This window comes from Roseateles asaccharophilus, assembly GCF_004362405.1.
Classification (GTDB): Bacteria; Pseudomonadota; Gammaproteobacteria; order Burkholderiales; family Burkholderiaceae_C; genus Kinneretia; species Kinneretia asaccharophila.
Map to the genome: position 1 here is coordinate 63,520 of NZ_SNXE01000013.1, position 20,529 is coordinate 84,048.

21 protein-coding genes and 2 riboswitches are annotated in these 20,529 nt (G+C 68.6%); of the genes, 18 read left to right on the forward strand and 3 right to left on the reverse strand.

The window, feature by feature from the left end; translation table 11 throughout:
- Positions 1-65 precede the first annotated feature (65 nt).
- From DFR39_RS19165 to DFR39_RS19190, 6 genes are all read left to right on the forward strand, one after another.
- Complete coding sequence (locus tag DFR39_RS19165) at positions 66-1,130, forward strand: metal-dependent hydrolase (protein ID WP_133605449.1); 1,065 nt, start codon at positions 66-68, stop codon at positions 1,128-1,130.
- Positions 1,131-1,157: 27 nt separating this feature from the next.
- The gene (locus DFR39_RS19170; protein WP_246030902.1) at positions 1,158-1,523 is read left to right on the forward strand and encodes a rhodanese-like domain-containing protein; all 366 of its coding nucleotides are present in this window, start codon (positions 1,158-1,160) and stop codon (positions 1,521-1,523) included.
- Positions 1,524-1,610: 87 nt separating this feature from the next.
- Positions 1,611-2,135: a CreA family protein gene (locus DFR39_RS19175; RefSeq protein WP_133605450.1), complete on the forward strand. Its 525-nt coding sequence runs from the start codon at positions 1,611-1,613 to the stop codon at positions 2,133-2,135.
- A gap of 34 nt (positions 2,136-2,169) precedes the next feature.
- Entirely contained in the window at positions 2,170-3,696 is a 1,527-nt protein-coding gene (locus DFR39_RS19180) for an AMP nucleosidase (protein WP_133605451.1), read from the forward strand.
- 36 nt (positions 3,697-3,732) lie between these two features.
- Positions 3,733-4,908, forward strand: a complete 1,176-nt coding sequence (locus DFR39_RS19185) for a GGDEF domain-containing protein (RefSeq protein WP_133605452.1) — start codon at positions 3,733-3,735, stop codon at positions 4,906-4,908.
- A 113-nt stretch (positions 4,909-5,021) separates the two neighbouring features.
- A complete protein-coding gene (locus DFR39_RS19190; protein ID WP_133605453.1) occupies positions 5,022-5,723 on the forward strand; it encodes a GNAT family N-acetyltransferase in 702 nt (233 codons plus the stop codon).
- On the opposite strand, the gene DFR39_RS19195 is transcribed toward DFR39_RS19190, so the two are convergent.
- A complete protein-coding gene (locus tag DFR39_RS19195) occupies positions 5,720-6,484 on the reverse strand; it encodes a TetR/AcrR family transcriptional regulator (RefSeq protein WP_162849591.1) in 765 nt (254 codons plus the stop codon). The two genes, DFR39_RS19190 and DFR39_RS19195, sit on opposite strands and share 4 nt — an antisense overlap.
- A 145-nt stretch (positions 6,485-6,629) precedes the next feature.
- Between DFR39_RS19195 and DFR39_RS19200 the strand changes: the two genes are divergently transcribed.
- The 8 genes from DFR39_RS19200 (at position 6,630) to DFR39_RS19235 (ending at position 14,161) form a co-directional block, all read left to right on the forward strand.
- Positions 6,630-7,199: a GNAT family N-acetyltransferase gene (locus DFR39_RS19200; RefSeq protein WP_133605455.1), complete on the forward strand. Its 570-nt coding sequence runs from the start codon at positions 6,630-6,632 to the stop codon at positions 7,197-7,199.
- A gap of 39 nt (positions 7,200-7,238) precedes the next feature.
- Positions 7,239-7,331, forward strand: a riboswitch (glycine riboswitch).
- Positions 7,332-7,443, forward strand: a riboswitch (glycine riboswitch).
- Positions 7,444-7,469: 26 nt separating this feature from the next.
- On the forward strand, positions 7,470-8,822 hold the full coding sequence (locus tag DFR39_RS19205; RefSeq protein ID WP_484335607.1) for a D-amino acid dehydrogenase: 1,353 nt from the start codon (positions 7,470-7,472) through the stop codon (positions 8,820-8,822).
- Between the two features lie 64 nt (positions 8,823-8,886).
- Positions 8,887-10,953: an elongation factor G gene (gene fusA / locus DFR39_RS19210; protein ID WP_133605457.1), complete on the forward strand. Its 2,067-nt coding sequence runs from the start codon at positions 8,887-8,889 to the stop codon at positions 10,951-10,953.
- Positions 10,954-11,040: 87 nt separating this feature from the next.
- A complete protein-coding gene (locus DFR39_RS19215; protein ID WP_133605458.1) occupies positions 11,041-11,640 on the forward strand; it encodes a hypothetical protein in 600 nt (199 codons plus the stop codon).
- Between the two features lie 483 nt (positions 11,641-12,123).
- Positions 12,124-12,318, forward strand: coding sequence for a hypothetical protein (locus DFR39_RS19220; protein WP_133605459.1), 195 nt, complete (start codon positions 12,124-12,126; stop codon positions 12,316-12,318).
- A gap of 40 nt (positions 12,319-12,358) precedes the next feature.
- Positions 12,359-12,622, forward strand: coding sequence for a hypothetical protein (locus DFR39_RS19225; RefSeq protein ID WP_133605460.1), 264 nt, complete (start codon positions 12,359-12,361; stop codon positions 12,620-12,622).
- 80 nt (positions 12,623-12,702) lie between these two features.
- Positions 12,703-13,548, forward strand: coding sequence for an HDOD domain-containing protein (locus DFR39_RS19230; RefSeq protein ID WP_133605461.1), 846 nt, complete (start codon positions 12,703-12,705; stop codon positions 13,546-13,548).
- 7 nt (positions 13,549-13,555) lie between these two features.
- Entirely contained in the window at positions 13,556-14,161 is a 606-nt protein-coding gene (locus DFR39_RS19235) for a methyltransferase domain-containing protein (RefSeq protein WP_133605472.1), read from the forward strand.
- Positions 14,162-14,165: 4 nt separating this feature from the next.
- On the opposite strand, the gene DFR39_RS19240 is transcribed toward DFR39_RS19235, so the two are convergent.
- Positions 14,166-14,648 (reverse strand): Lrp/AsnC family transcriptional regulator, encoded by a 483-nt coding sequence (locus tag DFR39_RS19240; RefSeq protein WP_133605462.1) that lies wholly within the window; start codon positions 14,646-14,648, stop codon positions 14,166-14,168.
- 125 nt (positions 14,649-14,773) lie between these two features.
- On the opposite strand from DFR39_RS19240, the gene hppD reads away from it, so the two are divergent.
- Complete coding sequence (gene hppD / locus DFR39_RS19245) at positions 14,774-15,910, forward strand: 4-hydroxyphenylpyruvate dioxygenase (RefSeq protein WP_133605463.1); 1,137 nt, start codon at positions 14,774-14,776, stop codon at positions 15,908-15,910.
- A gap of 32 nt (positions 15,911-15,942) precedes the next feature.
- Here hppD and DFR39_RS19250 read toward each other — a convergent pair whose 3' ends face one another.
- On the reverse strand, positions 15,943-16,851 hold the full coding sequence (locus tag DFR39_RS19250; protein WP_162849592.1) for an esterase/lipase family protein: 909 nt from the start codon (positions 16,849-16,851) through the stop codon (positions 15,943-15,945).
- A 54-nt stretch (positions 16,852-16,905) separates the two neighbouring features.
- Here DFR39_RS19250 and DFR39_RS19255 point away from each other — a divergent pair, with 54 nt between their 5' ends.
- From DFR39_RS19255 to DFR39_RS19265, 3 genes are all read left to right on the forward strand, one after another.
- Positions 16,906-17,598 (forward strand): DUF8198 family protein, encoded by a 693-nt coding sequence (locus tag DFR39_RS19255; RefSeq protein ID WP_133605464.1) that lies wholly within the window; start codon positions 16,906-16,908, stop codon positions 17,596-17,598.
- A gap of 173 nt (positions 17,599-17,771) precedes the next feature.
- Positions 17,772-19,460 (forward strand): long-chain-fatty-acid--CoA ligase, encoded by a 1,689-nt coding sequence (locus DFR39_RS19260; RefSeq protein WP_133605474.1) that lies wholly within the window; start codon positions 17,772-17,774, stop codon positions 19,458-19,460.
- Complete coding sequence (locus DFR39_RS19265; RefSeq protein ID WP_133605465.1) at positions 19,457-20,404, forward strand: MBL fold metallo-hydrolase; 948 nt, start codon at positions 19,457-19,459, stop codon at positions 20,402-20,404. The genes DFR39_RS19260 and DFR39_RS19265 overlap by 4 nt, the downstream gene beginning before the upstream one ends.
- Positions 20,405-20,529 lie beyond the last annotated feature (125 nt).

Below are 20,529 nucleotides of genomic sequence, written 5' to 3' on the forward strand. Positions count from 1 at the left end.
TTGGCGCCGCAGGCAATGCCCCCGCGCCTGCGCCGGCTGGCCGGGCGTGGGCAGAATCCGCGCCCATGGATTCAATCTCCCAAATCGCCCTGGGTGCCGCCGTCAGCGTGGCCGTCATGGGCCGCCGCACGGCCTTGTGGAAAGCCGCCCTCTGGGGTGCCGCCTGCGGCACCCTGCCCGATCTGGATGCCCTGATCGACCATGGTGACGCGCTCAGCAATATGGTGCTGCACCGGGCGGACAGCCATGCCCTGTTCTGGCTCAGCCTGCTGGCGGCCCCGCTGGGCACGAGCTTCGCCTGGCTGCTGGGTGAGCGTCAGCACTTGCGCCGCTGGGTGCTCGCCACCTGGCTGACCCTGATCACCCACCCGCTGCTGGACTGGATGACCATCTACGGCACCCAGCTCTTGCGCCCCTTCTCCAGCGAGCCGCTGGGCCTGGGCAGCATCTTTATCATCGACCCGCTCTACACCCTGCCCCTCTTGATCGGCACCGGGGTGGCCCTGCGCAACGGCGCCCATGCGCTGCGCTGGAACGCGCTGGGCCTGCTGCTGTCCTGCGCCTACCTGGCCTGGAGCGCCCTGGCCCAGCAGCATGTGAGCCGCCTGGCGCGCGAGCAGCTGGCCGAGCACAAGGTCCAGGCCCTGCTGGTCACGCCCAGCCCCTTCAACACCGTGCTGTGGCGCATCGTGGCCCTGACGCCCGAGGGCTATCTGGAAGGCTTCCATTCCCTGCTGGACGCGCCCGGTCCGCTGCGCTTCCAGTCCTATTCGCGCGGCGCCGAGCTCCAGGAGGCCTTGCGTGACCACGCCCCGGTCCAGACCCTCAGCCGTTTCAGCGACGGCTTCATCAAGCTGGAGCGCGACGCGGCCGGCCTGGTGCGCATCAGCGATCTGCGCATGGGCCAGGAACCGCACTATGTCTTCAGCTTTGTGGTGGCCCGCGAGACGCCGCAAGGTCTGGAACGCCTGGAGAGCGCCGAGGCCGCGGGCGCGCGCGGCGATGTGCGCGCCGGCCTGGCCTGGCTCTGGCAGCGGGCCGGCGGCGATGTCGAGGCTCAGCCGCCGCACGAGAGCGCCAGGGTGATGCAGCCGCGGGCTGTACAAGCCGCCGGCCAGCCTGCACCATAGGCAGACCCATCTGCCAAGGAGTACCACATGGCCTGGATGTCTGAACTCTTGCCCCGCGAGGCCGAGCTTGAGCCCCTGCCCTGGGAAGGCGAATATGTGCACCCAGAGGCACAGGACGATACAGCCCTCCTGATCGATGTGCGCTCCTACGCGGAGTTCATGAATGGACACCTGCCGGGGGCACATTGCCTGCCGCTACCGCGGCTGGCGCAAGAAGTGCTGCAGCGCGTGCCCGACCGGGAAACACCCGTCCTGCTGTACTGCGCCACGGGCGCTCGGGCCGAGCAGGCGCTGAGCCTGCTGCGCCAACTGGGCTATCACGCGGTTCGAAACGGCGGCTGCGCCCTCGATCTGGCCCGCCGCCGCGGGGTGCAGCTGCAGCGCGGTCTCTGAGCTCGTGGGGCGAGCGAGCCGCGGCCCTGCGCCGCGCCCTCGGCGCTTGCGTTATGGTCGGGGCCCGAGTTGCTTCTTGATCACCGCATGAATTCAAGCGCCCGCCTCAAGTCCCTGTGCGCCTCATCGGCCTGGCGTCCGGCAGCCCTGGGCTGCACCCTGCTGGCAGGCCTGGGCCTGCTGGCGGCCTGCGTGCGGGCCGAGCCCATCGGCGAGGTGGATACGGTCTTCAAATGGATAGGCCCCGACCACAAGATCGTGGTCGATGCCTATGACGACCCCAAGGTGCAGGGCGTGACCTGCTTTGTCTCGCGCGCCAAGACCGGCGGCATCAAGGGCGCCCTGGGCCTGGCCGAGGACAAGAGCGAAGCCTCCATCGCCTGCCGCCAGGTGGGCCCCATCGTGATCGAGAGAGCCCTGCCCAAGCAGGAAGAGGTGTTCAGCGAACGCACCTCCCTGGTGTTCAAGCGCCTGCGCATCGTGCGCATGGTGGACCCCAAGCGCAACACCCTGGTCTATCTGACCTATTCGGAGCGCCTGATCGAAGGCTCGCCCCAGAACAGCGTGACCGCGGTGCCGGTGGACCGCGCCACGCCCATCCCGCTCAAGTAGCGCGCGCTTCACGGGGGCGGTTCACAATGGCCCCATGACAGCCATCCGTGCCCAGGCGCTGCAGGCGCCCTTCTTCGCTCCCGAGTCCTTCCTCGATGCCCAGGCCGCGCTGAACCGGGCCCAGCAGATCTATGCCGCCGGTACGGCCTGCCTGCGCGAGGCCCTGCAACGCTTTGTGGCCGGCGAGGACATCGGCCCGGTGCGCGCCTGCTACCCCTTTGTGCGTCTGCGCACCGACACCGTGGCACGCGCCCAGCCGCCCTCGCATCTGGCCTACGGTTTCGTCGCCGGGCCCGGTGTCTACGAGACCACGCTGACCCGCCCCGACCTCTTCGGCGACTACTTCCGCGAGCAGTTCCAGCTGCTGCTGGACAACCACGGCCAGGCCCTGGAAGTGGGCAGCAGCCACCAGCCCATCCCGCTGCACTTCGCCCTGTCCGAGCATGAGCATGTGGAGGGCAGCCTGAGCGCCGAGCGCCGCCTGCGCATGCGCGACCTCTTCGACCTGCCCGATCTGGCCGCCATGGACGACGGCATTGCCAACGGCACCCATCGCAGCGCCCCCGGCACGCCCGAACCCCTGGCCCTGTTCACCGCGCCGCGGGTGGACTACTCCCTGCATCGCCTGCGCCACTACACCGGCTGCTCGCCCGAGCACTTCCAGAACTTCGTGCTCTTCACCAACTACCAGTTCTACATCGACGAGTTCTGCCGCCTGGGCCAGGGCCTGATGCAGCGCGCGCCCGACCCGGCCGCACCCGACGAGCACGACGACTGCATCGCCTTCGTGGAGCCCGGCAATCTCGTCACCCGCCGCCTGGGCCTGCCCGCCGAGGACATCGACGCCCTGGGCCAGGCCCTGCCCCGCCTGCCCCAGATGCCGGCCTACCACCTGATACGCCGCGACCGCAGCGGCATCACCATGGTGAACATCGGCGTGGGCCCGGCCAATGCCAAGACCATCAGCGACCATATCGCCGTGCTGCGCCCGCATGCCTGGCTGATGCTGGGCCACTGCGCCGGCCTGCGCAACAGCCAGGCCCTGGGCGACTATGTGCTGGCCCATGCCTATGTGCGCGAGGACCATGTGCTGGACGAGGAGTTGCCCCTGTGGGTGCCCATCCCGCCCCTGGCCGAGATCCAGGTGGCCCTGGAAGCCGCGGTCGCCCAAGTCACGGGCCTGAAGGGTGCCGAGCTCAAGCGCATCTTCCGCACCGGCACCGTGGCCTCCACCGACAACCGCAACTGGGAGCTGCTGCCCTACCCCGGCCCGGAGCGCCGCTTCAGCCAGAGCCGTGCCGTGGCCCTGGACATGGAAAGCGCCACCCTGGCGGCCAACGGCTTCCGCTTCCGCGTGCCCTACGGCACCTTGCTGTGCGTGTCCGACAAGCCCCTGCACGGCGAGATCAAGCTGCCCGGCATGGCCAACCAGTTCTACCGCGAGCGCGTGGACCAGCATCTGCGCATCGGCCTGCGCGCCATCGAGCTGCTGCGCGCCCAGGGGCCCGACCAGTTGCACAGCCGCAAGCTGCGCAGCTTCGCGGAGGTGGCCTTCCAGTAAGCTCTGAGCCTCTAGCCCGAGGAGACCGGCGCCATCATGCAATTGGACATCGCCACCCTGTTCAGCCTGCTGGTCATCCAGGCCCTGGCCCTGGCGCTGCTGCTGCCCCTGCTGATGGGCTGGCGCGCGGCCAGCCAGGGCGCCCGCCTGGCCCAGCTCTCCATGGGCCTGCAGGGCGCGGGCTGGCTGGCCCTGCTCTCGGCCGCCGTCGTGGCCGAGCGATGGCTGGGCACCCTGGCCATGGCCCTGATCAGCGCCTCGCTCAGCGCCCTGTGGCTGGCCCTGGGCTGCTGGCTGGGCACGGCCCGCGGCCGACGCCTGATGCTGGCGCTGCCGGCCCTCATCGCCCTGGCCTACGCCCTGCTCTACGACAGCTACGCTCTGCGGGTGGGCGTCAGCAATGCCGGCTTCGGCCTGCAACTGCTCTGGCTCTGTGCCCTGCTGGCCCGGCCACTTCGGAACCAAGAGCCCGCGCTGACACGCCGCAGCCGGCGCTGGCGCGGCCTGCTGCTGGTCTGCCTGCTGCTGCTGGCAGTGCTGACCTTCTGGCGCGGCGCCCTGGCGGCCTTCGACACCGCGGCCTACCCCAGCTTCTACAGCCCCCATCCGGTCAATGTGCTGGCCGCCGTGCTGAGCAATGTGGCCCTGGTACTGAGCCTGGCCTCGGTGCTCGTCGCCTGGCGCGGAGAGATCGAGGCGGCTTTTGTGCGTCGCGTGCAGAGCGACACCCTCACCGGTCTGCCCAATCGCCGCGCCTTCACCGAGCGAGCCGTGGACATGATGGCCATGGCGCGTCGCTACCAGGAGCCCCTGCTGCTCAGCCTGTTCTCGCCCGATGGGCTCAAGCCCCTGGGCGAGCAGCAGGGGGCGGAGCAGGTCGAACGCCTGCTGCAGCGTTTTGCCCACTGCCTGGAAGCCCAGCTGCGCCCCGGCGATTTGCTGGCGCGGGTGGACGAGGAGTGCTTCGCGGTGCTGCTGGCCCGCAGCGAGGACCAGGGGCCCCAGGCCCTGCATCAGCGCCTGACGCTGGCCCTGCGCGAGTCAGCGCCGGAGCAGCCGGAACAGGCGCTGAGCTACAGCGCCGGCTGGGCCCGGCTGCGTCACGGTGACCGCGACATCGAGGACTTGCTGCGTCGGGCCGATGCCGCCCTGCGCGGCGCCCGCCGCAGCGGCGGTGGCGGTTTGGCGGCAGAACCCGGCGCCGAGCAGTAGCGCGGCGCGGCCCGGCGGGACTGGCATGCCATTTGCTTAAGCCTGTGCGGTGCCGGCGTGATTCACAAGCGCGTCGGCTTGATCAGATCCTGGCTTTACCGAGCAGTCCTGCCATGTTCTTCCGTACCGCGAATTCCGCCACCTCCGCCTCCGCACCCCTGATCGAACTGGGCCTGGGCGTGCCCCGCTACGAGCGCAGCACCCTCAGCAAAAGCACACGTCCCGCCCTGCCCGCCGCCCTGCAGGCGCGCCCTCGCCCCGATATCCGGCGCCTGAGCTCGCGCGATCTGCAATGGCTGCCCGCCCTGTGCGATCTGCTCACCGACAGCGTGCACCAGGGCGCCACTCTGGGCTTTCTGGCGCCGCTGTCTCGCTATGCCGCCATGGACTACTGGCATGGTGTCTTTGCCCGGCTGGGCCCGCATCTGAGCCTCTGGATCGCCTGCGAGGGCTCAGAGGACGGGGATGGCCGCCCCCCGCAGCTGCAAGGCGTGGCACAACTTTCCCTCTGCCCCCACGCGAATGCCCACCACCGCGGTGAAGTTCTGGGCCTGATGGTGCACAGCCGCGCACGCGGTCGCGGCATTGCCAGCCAGCTCATGACCAGCGTGGAATGCGCCGCCCTGCAGCAGGGGCGCACCCTGTTGGTGCTGGACACCGCAGCGGGCTCCCAGGCCGAGGCCGTCTATGTGCATCTGGGCTGGCAACGTGCCGGCGAGGTGCCGGACTACGACAGCTGTGCCGATGGCCGGCTGCACAGCACGGCTCGCTACTACAAGCGGCTGCATATGCCCGCGCTGAGCGACGCGCGCTAAGACCTGCTGCTGCGGGGCGGCTGCGTTAGCAGTCCGCGCTCCAGCAGGCGGATCAATGCGTCTGCACGCGCCTCCAGCGGCGCCCAGTCCAGCCCTCCGGCCGGCACTTGCACGATCTCCAGCAAGGCCGCGCCATGCAGGGCCGCCCATAGCGTCTGGGCCTGCAGGGCGCGCTCCGCCGAAGCGCGGGACGCCAGCCAGGCCTCCAGCTGCGCGAACACAGCCGGCGGCGCTTCGCTGCACGCCAGCATCATCAAGCGATAGTGGTGGGGGTGGGTCGCCGCCCAGCGCAGATAGGCCCGCACGAGCCGCCCCAGGGCGGCAGCGGCCGGGTTGGACTGCTGGGGCACGGGCACCAGGGCGGCCGCCAGCAGGGCGGACAGCTCCTCCTGAGACTCCGCCACCAGCCGCGCCAGCAAGGCCGCCTTGTCGCTGAAGAAGCTGTAAATCGTGGCGTGGGAGTAGCCCACCGCCGCGGCCACCTCGCGCAGGGTCACGGCCTCCGCGCCCTGGGTGGCAAACAGCTGGCGCGCGGCGTCCAGGATGCGCCGCTCCAGATCGGCCTTGTGTGCCGCCCGGCGCTGGGCCGATGCGCTGCTGGCGGCGGCGCGCCGCCCCCCAGCCGCCGTCTCGCTGTCCGGCTGCGCCTGGCGCTTCTTCTTCAGCGGCCCCTCGGGCTTTTGCGTTTTCTGGCGCTGACGCGGCTGCGGCCGGGCCAGGGGCTTGCCCTCGCCATCGACCGCGTCGGGCGCCGGGCTCACGACGCCGGTGGCCCGGTGCAGGCCCTTGGGGCCACTGGGGCGCGGATGCGGATTTAGAAATGGAATTGCAGTTTTACTAACCATTGGTTAATATTTTGTCGACGGTCAATTTCATCTCAAGCCTACACCATTCACGGATCGCACCATGTCTGAACCCGCCAGCCCCCTGTCGCACCACCCCCTGCATCTCAGCCGTGTCACCTCTGGTGATACGAGCGCGCTGCCGGCCCTGATCTCGCTGCTGCAGGATGCGGTGCACGGCGGCGCCTCGCTCGGCTTTCTGGCCGATATGGACGCGGCCGAGGCGGGGGAGTACTGGACGCGCGTGCTGGGCAGCCTGGACGAGTCCCTGCAGCTCTGGCTGCTGCATGACGAGGCGGGCCAGCTGCTGGGCACGGTGCAGCTGGCCCTGTGCGACAAGCCCAATGGCCGCCACCGCGCCGAGGTGCAGAAGCTGATGGTGCGGCGCAGCGCTCGCGGCCGGGGCCTGTCCAGCGTGTTGCTCAAGGCCTTGGAGCAGGCGGCCCGCCAGCAGGGGCGCAGCCTGCTGGTGCTGGACACGGAGGCCGGCTCGCATGCCGAGACGGTCTATACCCATCTGGGCTGGCTCAAGGCCGGCGAGATCCCGGCTTTTGCGGCCAATCCCGACGGCGGCCTGCGCCCGACGGCCCTGTACTACAAACCGCTGGATGCCGCGGCGGCGTTACCGCGCTGAGCCGGGTGCTGCACGAGCGCCCCATTGCGCATACACTGCGCTTCGGATTCAGGAGAGTGCCGGCCCGCAACAGGTCGGCCGCCGAAGGCGCAAGCTCCCATACTCGCTCAGGCCCCGTACTGGATCCGCCACAAGCCGAATGCTGGAGAGCGCGCCGCCCCTGGGGTGGCGCCACCGAAGGAGCAAGGCCCCCGCCGGGTGGTGTGGGTCGAATCTCTCAGGTACCAAGGACAGCGGGAGCGGCGCGCGTCGGGCGCCTGCCGTTTTCCGCTGCCGGAACGTCTCCGGCCGGCTGTCGCGTCCGCGCACTCGCGAGGAGTGCTGCAAATGCACATCATCGTTCTCGGCGCCGGCGTGACCGGCATCACCAGTGCCTGGTATCTGCGCCAGGCGGGCCACGAAGTCACCGTCATCGACCGCCAGCCGGCCGCCGGCCTGGAAACCAGCTTTGCCAACGGCGGCCAGGTCTCGGTCTCGCATGCGGAGCCCTGGGCCAACCCCGGCGCGCCGGCCAAGGTGCTCAAGTGGTTGATGAAGGAAGACGCGCCCCTGCTCTTTCGCCTGCGGGCCGATCCGGCCCAATGGCGCTGGGGCCTGGCCTTTCTGCGCGAATGCGCGCCCGGCCGCACCGCCCGCAATATCCGCAGCATGGTGAGCCTGGGCTTGTACAGCCGCGCCAAGCTGCGCGAGCTGCGCGCCGCCACCGGCCTGCAGTACGAGCAGCGCACACAGGGCATCCTGCACTTCTACACCAGCGAGGCCGAGTACGCTGCCGCCCAGGAGCCGGCGCGCATCATGCGCGAACAGGGCTGCGAGCTGGACATGAAGACGCCCGAGGAATGTGTGGCCATCGAGCCCGCCCTGGCCCAGTGCCGCGACAAGATCGTGGGCGGCAGCATGACGCCCAGCGACGAGTCGGGCGACGCCCACCGCTTCACCCAGGAACTGGCGCGGCGCTGCGTCGAGGCCGGCGTGCAGTTCCGCTACGAGACCCGCATCCTGGGTTGCGAGCGCGAGGGCGATGCCGTCTCGCAGCTGATCACGGCGGACGCCGCCGGCCGCGTGCAGCGCCTGCGCGCCGACGCCTATGTGCTGTGCATGGGCTCCTTCAGCCGCGGCTTCGCGCGCGAGCTGGGCGTGGATCTGAACATCTACCCGGCCAAGGGCTACTCGGTCACCCTGCCCGTGATCGCACCCGAGCACAGCTACCAGGTCTCGCTCACCGACGACGAGTACAAGCTGGTGTTCTCGCGCCTGGGCGACCGCCTGCGCATCGCCGGCACGGCCGAGCTCAACGGCTATGACACGTCGCTGAACCTGGCGCGCTGCGAGGCCATCGTGCGCCGTACCCGCGAACTCTTCCCGCAGATGAGCGACGGGCGCGGTGCCCAGTTCTGGACCGGTCTGCGCCCGGCCACGCCCTCCAACGTGCCCTATATCGGCCGCAGCCGCCTGCGCAATCTCTTCCTCAACACGGGGCATGGCACCCTGGGCTGGACCCATGGCTGCGGCTCGGGCGCGGCGATTGCCGACATCGTCAGCGGACGCCAGCCCGAGCTGGACTTTGCCTTCACCGGCCTGGAAGCGGGCACGCCCAGCCTGAGGCCGCAGCCCGTGCTCTGAGCTATTGCCGCCACGGCGCGCATGCCCTACGCTGGGGCCCGGCCCTTTGCCGCAGGAGCGCGCCATGGCGGATTCGCAGAGCCCCAGCCCCGTCCACCCCGGGATCGCCGCGATCCGCAGCCTGGCCCTGGTGGGCCCGGCGGGCGCGGGCAAGACCAGCCTGGCCGAGGCCCTGCTGCAGCGCAGCGGCATGCTGGACAGCGCCGGCAGCGTGGAGCGGGGCAATACCGTCAGCGACTTCGATCCGCTGGAGAAGAAACTGCAGCACTCGCTGCAGAGCAGCGTGCTGCATATGGAGCATGCGGGCCTGCGCCTGCACCTGATCGACACCCCCGGCGCGCCCGACTTCGTGGGCCAGTCCCTGCCCGCGCTGGAGGCCGTTGACACGGCGGTGATCGTGATCAATGCGCAGAACGGCATCGAGCTGATGGCCTCGCGCATGATGGAGGTCGCCGCCCAGCGCGGCCTGGATCGCCTGATCGTGATCAACAAGATCGACGCCCCCGGCGTGGACCTGCCCGGCCTGCTGGCCCAGCTGCGCGAGGCCTTTGGCCGCGAATGCCTGCCCCTGAACCTGCCGGCCGAGGGCGCCAGCCGCGTGCTGGACTGCTTCTTCAATATCGTGGGCGCCAGCGACTTCGGCTCGGTGGGCCTGGCCCACCAAGCCCTGGTGGAACAGGTGGTGGAGGTGGATGCGGCCTTTGTGGAGCGCTACCTCAGCGAGGGCGATCTGGACCCGCGCGAGCTGCATGCGCCGCTGGAGCAGGCCCTGCGCGAGGGGCACCTGATTCCCGTGTGCTTCGCCTCGGCCAAGAGTGGCGCCGGCGTGGCCGAGCTGCTGGACGTGATCGAGCGCCTGCTGCCCCATCCGGGCGAGGGCAACCCGCCGCAGTTCCTGCGTGGCGAAGGCCCAGAGGCCCTGCCCCTGCAGGCCTTGCCCGAGCCCGAGGCCCATGTGCTGGCCCATGTGTTCAAGATCGTGGCGGACCCCTATCTGGGCAAGATGGGCGTGCTGCGCGTGCATCAGGGCATGCTGCGCAAGAATGCCCAGCTGCTGGTGGGCCATGCGCGCAAGCCCTTTCGCGTCAGCCATCTCTTGCGGCTGCAGGGCAAGGCCCATGTGGAGATCGAGCAGGCCCTGCCCGGCGAACTCTGCGCCATCGCCAAGGTCGAGGAGCTGCACTTTGATGCCGTGCTGCACGACGACCCGGAGGATGCCCACATCCATCTGGCAGCGCTGGACTTTCCCGTTCCGGTGCATGGCCTGGCCATCAGCCCGGCCAGGCATGGCGACGAGCAACGACTCTGGGAAATCCTGAACCGCCTGGTGGACGAGGACCCTTGCCTCAGGGTCGAGCAGGCGGCGGCCACCAACGAGACCCTGGTCTACGGCCTGGGCGAGCTGCACCTGCGCCTGCTGCTGGAGCGCCTGCGCGAGACCTACCGCCTCGAGATCCACACCCAGCCCCCGCGCATTGCCTACCGCGAAACCATCTCGGCCGCGGCCGAGGGTCACCACCGCCACAAGAAGCAAAGCGGTGGCGCCGGGCAGTTCGGCGAGGTCTGGCTGCGTGTGGAGCCCCTGGCGCGCGGGGCGGGCATCGAGTTCGTGGACGCGGTCAAGGGCGGGGTGATCCCGGGTCAGTTCATGCCCGCGGTCGAGAAGGGGGTGCGCCAGGCCTGCGCGGCCGGCGTGATTTCGGGCCACCCCCTGGTGGACCTGCGCGTGACGGTGTTCGACGGCAAGCACCATTCGGTGGACAGCAAGGAGGTGGCCTTTGTCAGCGCCGGCCGCAAGGCCCTGGTGGCCGCGGTGCGTGAGGCCCGCCCCCTGGTGCTGGAGCCCATCGTCGCGGTGGAGATCAGCGCGCCGGAGAGCGCCATGGGCGATATCACCGGCGATCTGGCGGCACGACGCGGCCAGGTCAGCGGCACGCGCTCGCCGGTGCCCGGCGTAATCGCGGTGCAAGGCCTGGCCCCGCTGGCCGAGCTGGCCAGCTACCAGAACCGGCTCAATGCCCTGAGCGGCGGCCAGGGCCGCTACACCCTGACGCTCTCGCACTACGAACCGGTACCGCCCACGACCCAGGCCCAGCTGGTGGCGGGCTACCAGCTGCGCGAGGATGATTGAGCAACTGATGCTCGCTTCTTTATCAAGAAGGCATGTGCGCCACCAGCTGGTGGGGGCCACCGATCAAGGCGGCTTTATCATAGGCATATGTCCACCGCCCCCCGGGACCTTGCGCAGATCCGCCTGGACAACGCGCTGATCCTGTTCGAAGAGTTCGTCACCGCCACCGTCAAGCATCCCGACGCCGCCACCCTGCGGGGCCTGGAGCGTCGGTTCGCGGAGCGTTTGCAGATCCAACCCAGCTACTGGAGCCAGATCAAAGGCCGCTCGCGCCAGATCGGCGAGCGCCTGGCGCGCCAGTTCGAGCAACTGAGCCACAAGCCCATGGGCTGGATGGACCAGGAGCATCTGAACCCGGCCGCGGGCAGCGCCACGGCCGCCGAGCCCCTTCCGGGGCTGCCCCAGGATGATGACGAGCGCTTCATCGTCGGCCTGGTGCTCACCTACTACCGGCGCCACCCTCAACGCGCCCGTACCCGGCTGCTGGACCTGCTGGGCGAGGTGCTGACTCCCGGGGCGCCTTTGGCGGCCCCGCCCGCCCCGGCCGCTGTCGTCGCGCGTGCGCCCCTGGCACCGGGTGTGGTGCGCCCCCCCAAGCCACCGGCAGCGCCGCCGGTGGACGAGGCCGTCGAGGCCTGGCGCAAGCTGCAGCAGGGCGTGGCCCCGCTCAAGGGCAAGAAACGCTGAACCTCGCCGGGGGCCCGGCGCGCCCCGGCATCGCTTCGCAAGGCCGGCCGCCCGCGATGCCGTGGCATGGGCACCCCTAATTTGTTGTGGCACAAAGATAAAAACCACTTGCGCAAGATAATCAATTGTTTATCATTTGCGCAAGTTGTGGACTTGGTTCACCACAACGAGGCCCTCAGGCCGCAAGGCCCAACCCTGACCTCACCGATCGCCCAAGCGCTCGCCGCTGCAGTTCCGCCGTACAGCCCGAACCTGGCCACGGCGCGATCAGCCAGACCGCGATGCTGCTGAGCTCGGTACGCGCAAGAGCCACCGGCCCGTCCGGGCTCTGACCGACTGTCTTTCTTCTCAGTTCAGAACGCTGCGTGTTGCCCAGTGGCGCCGCCGCATGCGCGGAATCCTCCGCCCAAACAGCCGCACTGCCCACGGCAGCGCGGCGCCCATGACCCGATGACCGCGAGCCCGGCTCGCAAGGAGTGGCTTATGCCCCAGTTCACCTCTCCGCGCCCTCAAGGCCTGCAGCTGAAGCTGCGCAAGCCGCGCAATCCCCTGGTCGCCCCCAGTCTGCAACGCCTGGCAGGCCGCCATGGCAGCGCGCGCAAGGGGCTGCGCCAGCAGGCCAAGCATGCATTGCTGAAGGAAATCCGTCAGCTGCCCTCGATAGACCACAGCCCCTGACACACAGCAGCTCAGGGGCATCCCCCACGGGAGATGCATCATGAAGACCAAGACCATTCAACTGCGGGGCCGGGCCCCGGTGGAACCCAGCCTGATCAGCCGTCCCGTCTGGCGCCAGCAACTGGCTGGCGGCCTGCGGCGCAGCGGCAGCGGCCTGCTGCGGCTGGCCGAGCGCCTGACCAGTCAGGGGCGTCGCCGCACGGTGCCCGAGCTGGAGTTCTACGCCGAGGCCGGAGCGCCCGAAGGCGCCCTTTATCAGGACGGCCAGCTGGTCGGCCTGCTGCCCGGCGTCACCCGGTTGTGAGCCCTGGCCGCCGCGCCCAGGCTTCAGTGCGGGCGAGTTCATGCCGATATACGATCACCACAAGAACACGGTGATCCTGCATGACTCCGCCCGCCCCGATCCTGCCGCTGCAAGAGGCCCTGCCCAGCCTGGGAGCCTGGACCGCTGCCTTTCGTTCGGCGGAGATCCCCGTGCTGGCCAGCACCGCCGAGTCGCTGGAGCTGATGCGCGCCAATGAAGACGCCTTCGATGCCAACAGCATTGGCGAGATGCTGATCTCGGACCCGCTGATGACGCTGAAGGTGCTGGCCCATGCCGCGGCCTACCACCCTGACAAGCGTCACACCGATGCCGAGACGGTGACCGCCGCCATCGTCTGGATGGGCATCACGCCCTTCTTTCGGGCTTTCGGTCCCCAACCTACGGTCGAAGAACATTTGCGCCAGCAGCCGGCGGCCCTGGACGGGCTGATGCGGGTGCTGCGTCGCGCGGACCGGGCCGCGCACTTCGCCCTGGGCTTTGCCGCGCACCGCGCAGACCCCGACTCGGCCGTGATCCACAGCGCGGCCTGCCTGCACGACTTTGCCGAGATGCTGCTGTGGATTCATGCCCCTGCCTTGGCCCTGCAAATCCGCCAGCGGCAGTCCATGAATCGTCAACTGCGCAGCGCCGCGGTGCAGCGTGACGTCCTCAATATCGAACTGGCTGACCTGGAGCAGTCCTTGATGAAGGCCTGGCATCTGCCCGAGCTGCTGGCCCACATCACCGACGACAAGCGCGGCCTGGACCCGCAGGTGCAGACCGTTCGTCTGGCCGTGCGCCTGGCCCGACACACCGCCGATGGCTGGGACGATCCGGCCGTACCCGACGATCTCAGCGATATCGCGCAGCTGCTCAATCTGGCACCCGGCGCGGCGGAGCGACTGGTGCACGAACTGGATGTCTGAGACTCGCATGGCCGGCCCCAGCCAAGACTTCTGGCAAGAACGCTTTGAGCGCGGCGACACCCCCTGGGACCGCGGCGCGCCCCATCCACAGCTGCAAGCCTGGCTGGCCCAGGGCCTCTTGAGCCCGGGCCAGCAGGTGCTGGTGCCGGGCTGCGGCCGCGGCCATGAGTTGCAGGCCCTGGGTCAGGCCGGCATTGCCGCCACCGGCCTGGACTACGCACCGGCCGCTGTGACCCTGGCGCGCGAACGCCTCGGGGCGCTGCCCGGCCGGGTGCTGCAGGCCGATGTACTGGCCTGGCAGCCCGAGCAGGCGCAGGACCGCGTCTACGAGCAGACCTGCCTGTGCGCCCTGCACCCTGATCAATGGCAGCGCTATGCGCAACAGCTGCATGCCTGGCTCCGGCCCGGCGGCCTGCTGCTGGCGCTCTTCATGCAGGCGCGCCGCGAAGGCGCGGACCAGGGTCGGGTGGAAGGCCCGCCCTACCACGGCGACATCAACGCCATGCGCGCCCTCTTCCCGGCCGAGCGCTGGGACTGGCCAGCCCCGCCCTACCCGGCCGTGCGCCATGAGCGCGGCTGGTTCGAGTTGGCGGTGGTGCTGACGCGGCGCTGAAGCCCTACAGGGGCACGGCGGTGGTGTTCTTCAACCGGTCCAGCACAAAGCTGGTCTTGCAGTCCTGCACGCTGGGGTGCTTGAGCAGGGTCTCGCTGATGAAGCGGGCGTAATGCGCCATGTCCTGCACCAGCACACGCAACAGATAGTCCATCTCGCCGGTCAGGGCCGCGCATTCCACCACCTCGGGCCAGGTCTGCACCGCGGCGCGGAACAGGTCCATGGGGTTGCGCTTGTGGCTCTCGGTCTGCTTTTCCAAGCGCACATTGATGTAAGCCGTGAGCGAGAGCCCCACCTTCTCGGGACGCACCAGGGCCACATAGGCCTGGATCGCGCCCGACTCCTCCAGCCGCCGCACACGGCGCAGCACGGCCGAGGCCGAGAGATTGACCTGGGCGGCCAGGGCGTCATAGGTGACACGGCCGTCCTGCTGCAACGCCCTCAGAATGCGCCGGTCTATGGCATCGAGCTGGATTTCACCTTCCATACTTGGAGTTTCGCAGGATTCCTGCGCTCGCGACAAAGCTCGCGCCTGAGATCGCAAGAATCCTGCGCCCCGGCCCTTCTAAAGTCTTGACCTATCGCAAGGCATTCAAAGCAGGAGACCCCGCCATGGCCGCATTCACTCCCTGGGACAACCCCATGGGCACCGATGGCTTCGAGTTCATCGAATTCGCCGCACCCGATCCCGCCGCGCTCGGCCAGCTGTTCGAAACCATGGGCTTCACCGCCGTGGCCAAGCACCGCCACAAGAACGTGACCCTGTACCGCCAGGGCGGCGTGAACTTCATCATCAATGCCGAGAGCGACAGCTTTGCCCAGCGCTTTGCGCGCCTGCACGGCCCCTCGATCTGCGCCATCGCCTTCCGCGTCAAGGACGCCGCCCATGCCTACCAGCGCGCGCTGGAGCTGGGTGCCTGGGGCTTTGACAACAAGACCGGCCCCATGGAGCTGAACATTCCGGCCATCAAGGGCATTGGCGACTCGCTGATCTATCTGGTGGACCGCTGGCAGGGCAAGAACGGCGCCGCCGCCGGTGAGATCGGCAATATCTCGATCTACGACGTGGACTTCGTGCCCCTGCTGGACGCTGAGGGCAAGCCCGTGGATGCCAACCCCAAGGGCAATGGACTGACCTATATCGACCACCTGACGCACAACGTCTTCCGCGGTCGCATGAAGGAATGGGCTGACTTCTACGAGCGCCTGTTCAACTTCCGCGAGGTGCGCTACTTCGACATTGAGGGCAAGCTGACCGGCCTGAAGAGCAAAGCCATGACCAGCCCCTGCGGCAAGATCCGCATCCCCATCAACGAGAGCAGCGACGACAAGAGCCAGATCGCCGAGTACCTGGATCTGTATCACGGCGAGGGCATCCAGCACGTGGCCCTGGGCACCGACGACATCTACACGACCGTCGAGGGCATGAAGGCCGGCGGCGTGGTGTTCCAGGACACCATCGACACCTACTTCGACCTGATCGACAAGCGCCTGCCCGGCCATGGCGAGCGCGTGGACGATCTGCGCCGCCTGCGCATCCTGATCGACGGCGCGGCCCATCTGGGCGCCGAGAAGGAGCTGCTGCTGCAGATCTTCACCAAGGAAGTGATCGGCCCCATCTTCTTCGAGCTGATCCAGCGCAAGGGCAATGAGGGCTTCGGCGAGGGCAACTTCAAGGCCCTGTTTGAGAGCATCGAGCTGGACCAGATCCGCCGCGGCGTCCTGAAGGACGACAAGGCCTCGGTCTGATGCATCCCGCCCTCCCGGGATGGGAGGGCGCTTTAGGCCGCAGCGCCCAGCTCGGCCTGAACCCAGGCCCAGACCTGAGGATCAAAGGCCAGTTGCAGATGCCCCCGCCCGGCCAGGTGCCGGGCCTCGGTGCCGCTCAGCACGGCGGTGCCGGCGGGATAGACCACCTGATCGGCATTGCTGTAGACGCAGAGCAGGCGCGCGCGGAAGTCGGCCGACTCTCCGGCCTCCAACTGCTGCAGCCAGTCGCAGCCTCGCCGCATCTGACGCCCGTTGGGCGTGCTCGCTACCGCGGCCAGCAAGGTGCCATGGTGCGGCGAGCCCAGGGTGATCACACGATGCAGGCGCTCCGGCCGCCCGCCCCCATGGCGCCGCCACCAGGCCCGTAGCGCCAAGCCGCCCATGCTGTGGGCCACCACCAGGGGTGGCTGACCCGTGGCCCGCTCCAGGCGCTGCAGCGCCGCCTCGATCAGGTCTGCATAGGCATCAATGGAGCCATAGGCCGGCTCCAGCGTAGGGGCCACGCAGGCATGGCCCTGGGCACGCAGGCGCCGCAGCCAGCTGTTCCACAAGCCACGATTGCAGCTGTAGCCATGCAGCAGCAGCACCCCACGCCGGCCATTGGGCTGAGCGGGCAGATGGTCGGGCTCGGCCTCCGCGCGAAAGGGCTGCAGCCAGGCAAAGACCCGCTCGCAGACCCAGAATTCGCGCCAAGCGCTCACCAGCAGCTGCACCAGGCCCGGCCGCCCCGCCGGCTCGGCCCGGTTGACCCAATGCAGCGCCACAAAACCCAGGGCCAGTATCAAGCCATAAGCCCAGAAACCCAGCAGGGCCCAGGCAAGGGCCGCCCAAGCGCCTTGCTCGGGCCAAGCCCACAGTGCCAGGCCCGCAGCCAGGCCCATGCGCAGCAAGAGCTGCAGACGTTGAATCCATGCGTTCATGGCCGCGCATCATCGCCGATGCGCAGCGCGGCGGGAGCGCGCCACAATCCAGGCATGTCAGATCGGGACGATGAGCGCCAGGCGCTGCGCGAGCGCATCCAGGACTTTCTGCAAGCTGTGGCGGCCGAGGCCGCCGTGCGCCGCGCCGACCCAGCGCTGGACCGACGGGTGCTGGCGCTTAAGCATTACCAGCAGCAACGATTTGCACACAGCTACGCCGATCTGCTGGAGACGCCGCGCTACGGCCCGGCCGCCCGCTTCTTCCTGGATGAGCTCTACGGCCCCAAGGACTTCAGCCAGCGCGATGCCCAGTTCGCCCGTGTCGTCCCCACCCTGGTACGCCTCTTCCCCGAGGAGGTGGTGCTGACCGTGGCCCAGCTGGCCGAGTTGCACGCCCTCTCGGAAAAGCTGGACAACGCCATGGCTCGCCACCTGCCTGGGCTTGAAATCAGCGCCGAGGACTATCGCCAAGCCTGGCAGGCCGCCGCCAGTCCGGCGCAGCGCGAGCAGCAGATCCGCCTGCTGCTGGCCGTGGGCGAAGCCCTGGAGGGCTTGACCCGCAAGCCGCTGCTGCGCCAGGCTCTTCGCATGATGCGCGGTCCCGCCGCGGCGGCGGGGCTCGGCGAGCTGCAGCAATTCCTGGAGACGGGCTTTGACACCTTCAAGGCCATGAAGGGCGCGCAGGAGTTTCTCCAGACCATCGCCACGCGCGAACGCGTGCTGGCGGCCACGCTCTTTGCCGGCTGAGGACCGGCGACATCCCTGACTGTCTCGCAGGCGACTGCGGCCTAGGGCAAGTCCCCTAGCCCGCACGGCAGGGCTGGCAGGACCATCGGAAAGCTCGCCGCCTTGGCGCCGCGGGCCACCGACAACAAGACCTTTGGAGACCTGCGATGAGCGCGCTGCTGGCCCCGACGAGCATCGACAAGCCCTGGCTGAAAAGCTACCCCGAGGGCGTGCCCGCCACGGTGAAGGTGGACAGCTACCGATCCCTGGTGGCGCTGCTGGAAGAGGCGTTTCGCAAGCATGCACATCGCGATGCCGCCATCTGCATGGGTCAGCGTCTGACGTTTCGCCAGATGGACGAGCTGTCCCAGGCCCTGGGCGCCTGGCTGCAATCCAAGGGCCTGGAGCGCGGCAGCCGGGTGGCCATCATGATGCCCAATGTGCTGCAGTACATGGTGGCCATCGCCGCCATCCTGCGGGCGGGCTACACGGTCGTGAACGTCAATCCGCTCTACACCCCGCGCGAGCTGGAGCACCAGCTCAAGGACTCGGGCGCGCGCGCCATCATCGTGCTGGAGAACTTCGCCGCCACGCTGGAAGAGGTGGTCGAGCGCACCGAGGTCCGCCATGTGCTGCTCACCGGCCTGGGTGATCTGCTGAGCTGGTGGAAGGGCCCGCTGATCAATTTCGCGGTGCGCCACCTGAAGAAGATGGTGCCCGAGTACCGCCTGCCGCTGGGGCAGGAGCGCAGCGTGACGCGCTTCGGCCAGGCCCTGGACGCGGGCTCACGCCTGCACCTGCGCCCGGTGGACCTGGGGCCGGACGATGTGGCCTTTCTGCAGTACACGGGGGGCACCACCGGCGTGTCCAAGGGCGCGACCCTGCTGCATCGCAATGTGGTGGCCAATATCCTGCAGTCCGAGGCCTGGTTCTCGCCCATGCTGCGCCAGCGGGGCGACAAACCCATGACCACGGTCTGCGCCCTGCCCCTGTATCACATCTTCGCGCTCACGGCCTGCTATATGCTCGGCGCCCGCCAGGGCATGACGAATCTGCTGATTCCCAACCCGCGCGACATCCCGGGCTTTGTCGCCACCTTGCGCGAGCACCGTGTGCACATGTTCCCCGCGGTGAACACCTTGTTCAACGCCCTGGCCAACGACCCCGGTTTTGCACGCCTGGATTTCAGCGAGCTGCTGATCTCCAACGGCGGCGGCATGGCCGTGCAGCAGGCCACGGCCGAGAAGTGGCTCAAGATCACCGGCTGCCCGGTGGTGGAGGGCTATGGGCTGTCGGAAACCTCACCGGTGGCCACGGTGAACCGCGTGGACGTGCACGACTTCAACGGCTCCATCGGTCTGCCGGTGCCCAACACCGAGATCGCGATCCGCGACGACGAGGGCCGCGACATGCCCCTGGGCGAGCGGGGCGAGATCTGCATCCGCGGCCCCCAGGTGATGGCCGGCTACTGGAACCGCCCCGACGAAACGGCCAAGGTCATGCACGAGGACGGCTTCTTCAAGAGCGGCGATATCGGCGTGATGGACGAGCAGGGCTATGTGCGCATCGTTGACCGCAAGAAGGACATGATCCTGGTTTCGGGCTTCAATGTGTACCCCACCGAGATCGAGCAGGTGGTCAGCCTGCATCCGGGCGTGCTGGAATGCGCTGCGGTGGGCATCCCCGACGAGCGCTCCGGTGAGGCGGTCAAGCTCTATGTGGTCAAGCAAGACCCCGCGCTGGCCGAAGAAGACCTGGCCATCTACTGTCAGCAGCAGTTCACCGCCTACAAGCGCCCCAAATACATCGAGTTCCGCGACGAGCTGCCCAAGAGCAATGTGGGCAAGATCCTGCGGCGCGAGCTGCGCAGCGGCGCGGCATGAGCCTCGCAACAGCCGGCGGGCGAGCAACGGTGCTGCCGCAGGACATCCAGGTTCTGGAGCGCGGCTGGCTGTCTTCCAACTCGGTACTGATGCATGGGCACGGCAACGAGGGCGCCCTGCTGGTCGACAGCGGCTATTGCAGCCACGCCGAGCAGACGGCCGCCCTGCTGCGCCAGGCCCTGGGCGGCGAACGCCTGCGCCTGATCGTCAACACCCATCTGCACTCCGACCATTGCGGCGGCAATGCGCGCCTGGCCGCCGAGCATGGCTGCCCCATCTGGATCCCGCCGGGAGACTATGCCGCCGTTCAGACCTGGGACGAGGCACGGCTGAGCTATGCCTTGACCGGGCAGCGCTGCGAGCGCTTCGCGCCCGCACAAGCCCTGCAGCCCGGGCACATCCTCGAGCAGGGCAGCCGCGCCTGGCACTGTCTGGCCGCCCCCGGACATGATCCACATTCCCTGATCCTCTTCGAGCCCGAGGCCGGCCTGCTGATCTCCGCCGACGCGCTGTGGGAGCGGGGCTTTGGCATCGTGTTCCCGGAGCTGGACGGCACACCCGCCTTCGATGAGGTCGAGCGCACCCTGGATCTGGTTGCCGGACTGGCGGGGGTTCGTTGCGTGATCCCCGGACATGGCTCCGTGTTCTGCGATGTGGTAGGCGCGCTGAGCGAAGCTCGCTCGCGCCTGGCCTTCTTCCGGCGGTACCCCGAGCGTCACACCCGCCACGCGGCCAAGGCCTTGCTGATGTTCCACATGCTGGAGGTCGGACGCTGTAGCCTGACCCAGCTGCAGGATTGGGCCCAGGAAACCCCAATACATCGCCGCATGTGGAGGCTGCACTACGCCCACATACCGCTGGACGCTTGGACCGCCGAATTGCTAGGGGATTTGGCGCGCAGCGGGACGCTCGAAATCTCCGGCAGCGCTGTACGCGTCCGCTAGCAGCTTGACCCGAAAAGACAAAACCCCTCCCAGCTAACGCTGAGAGGGGTTTTGAGGGTAAATAGCCTGACGATGACCTACTTTCACACGGGAACCCGCACTATCATCGGCGCGGAGTCGTTTCA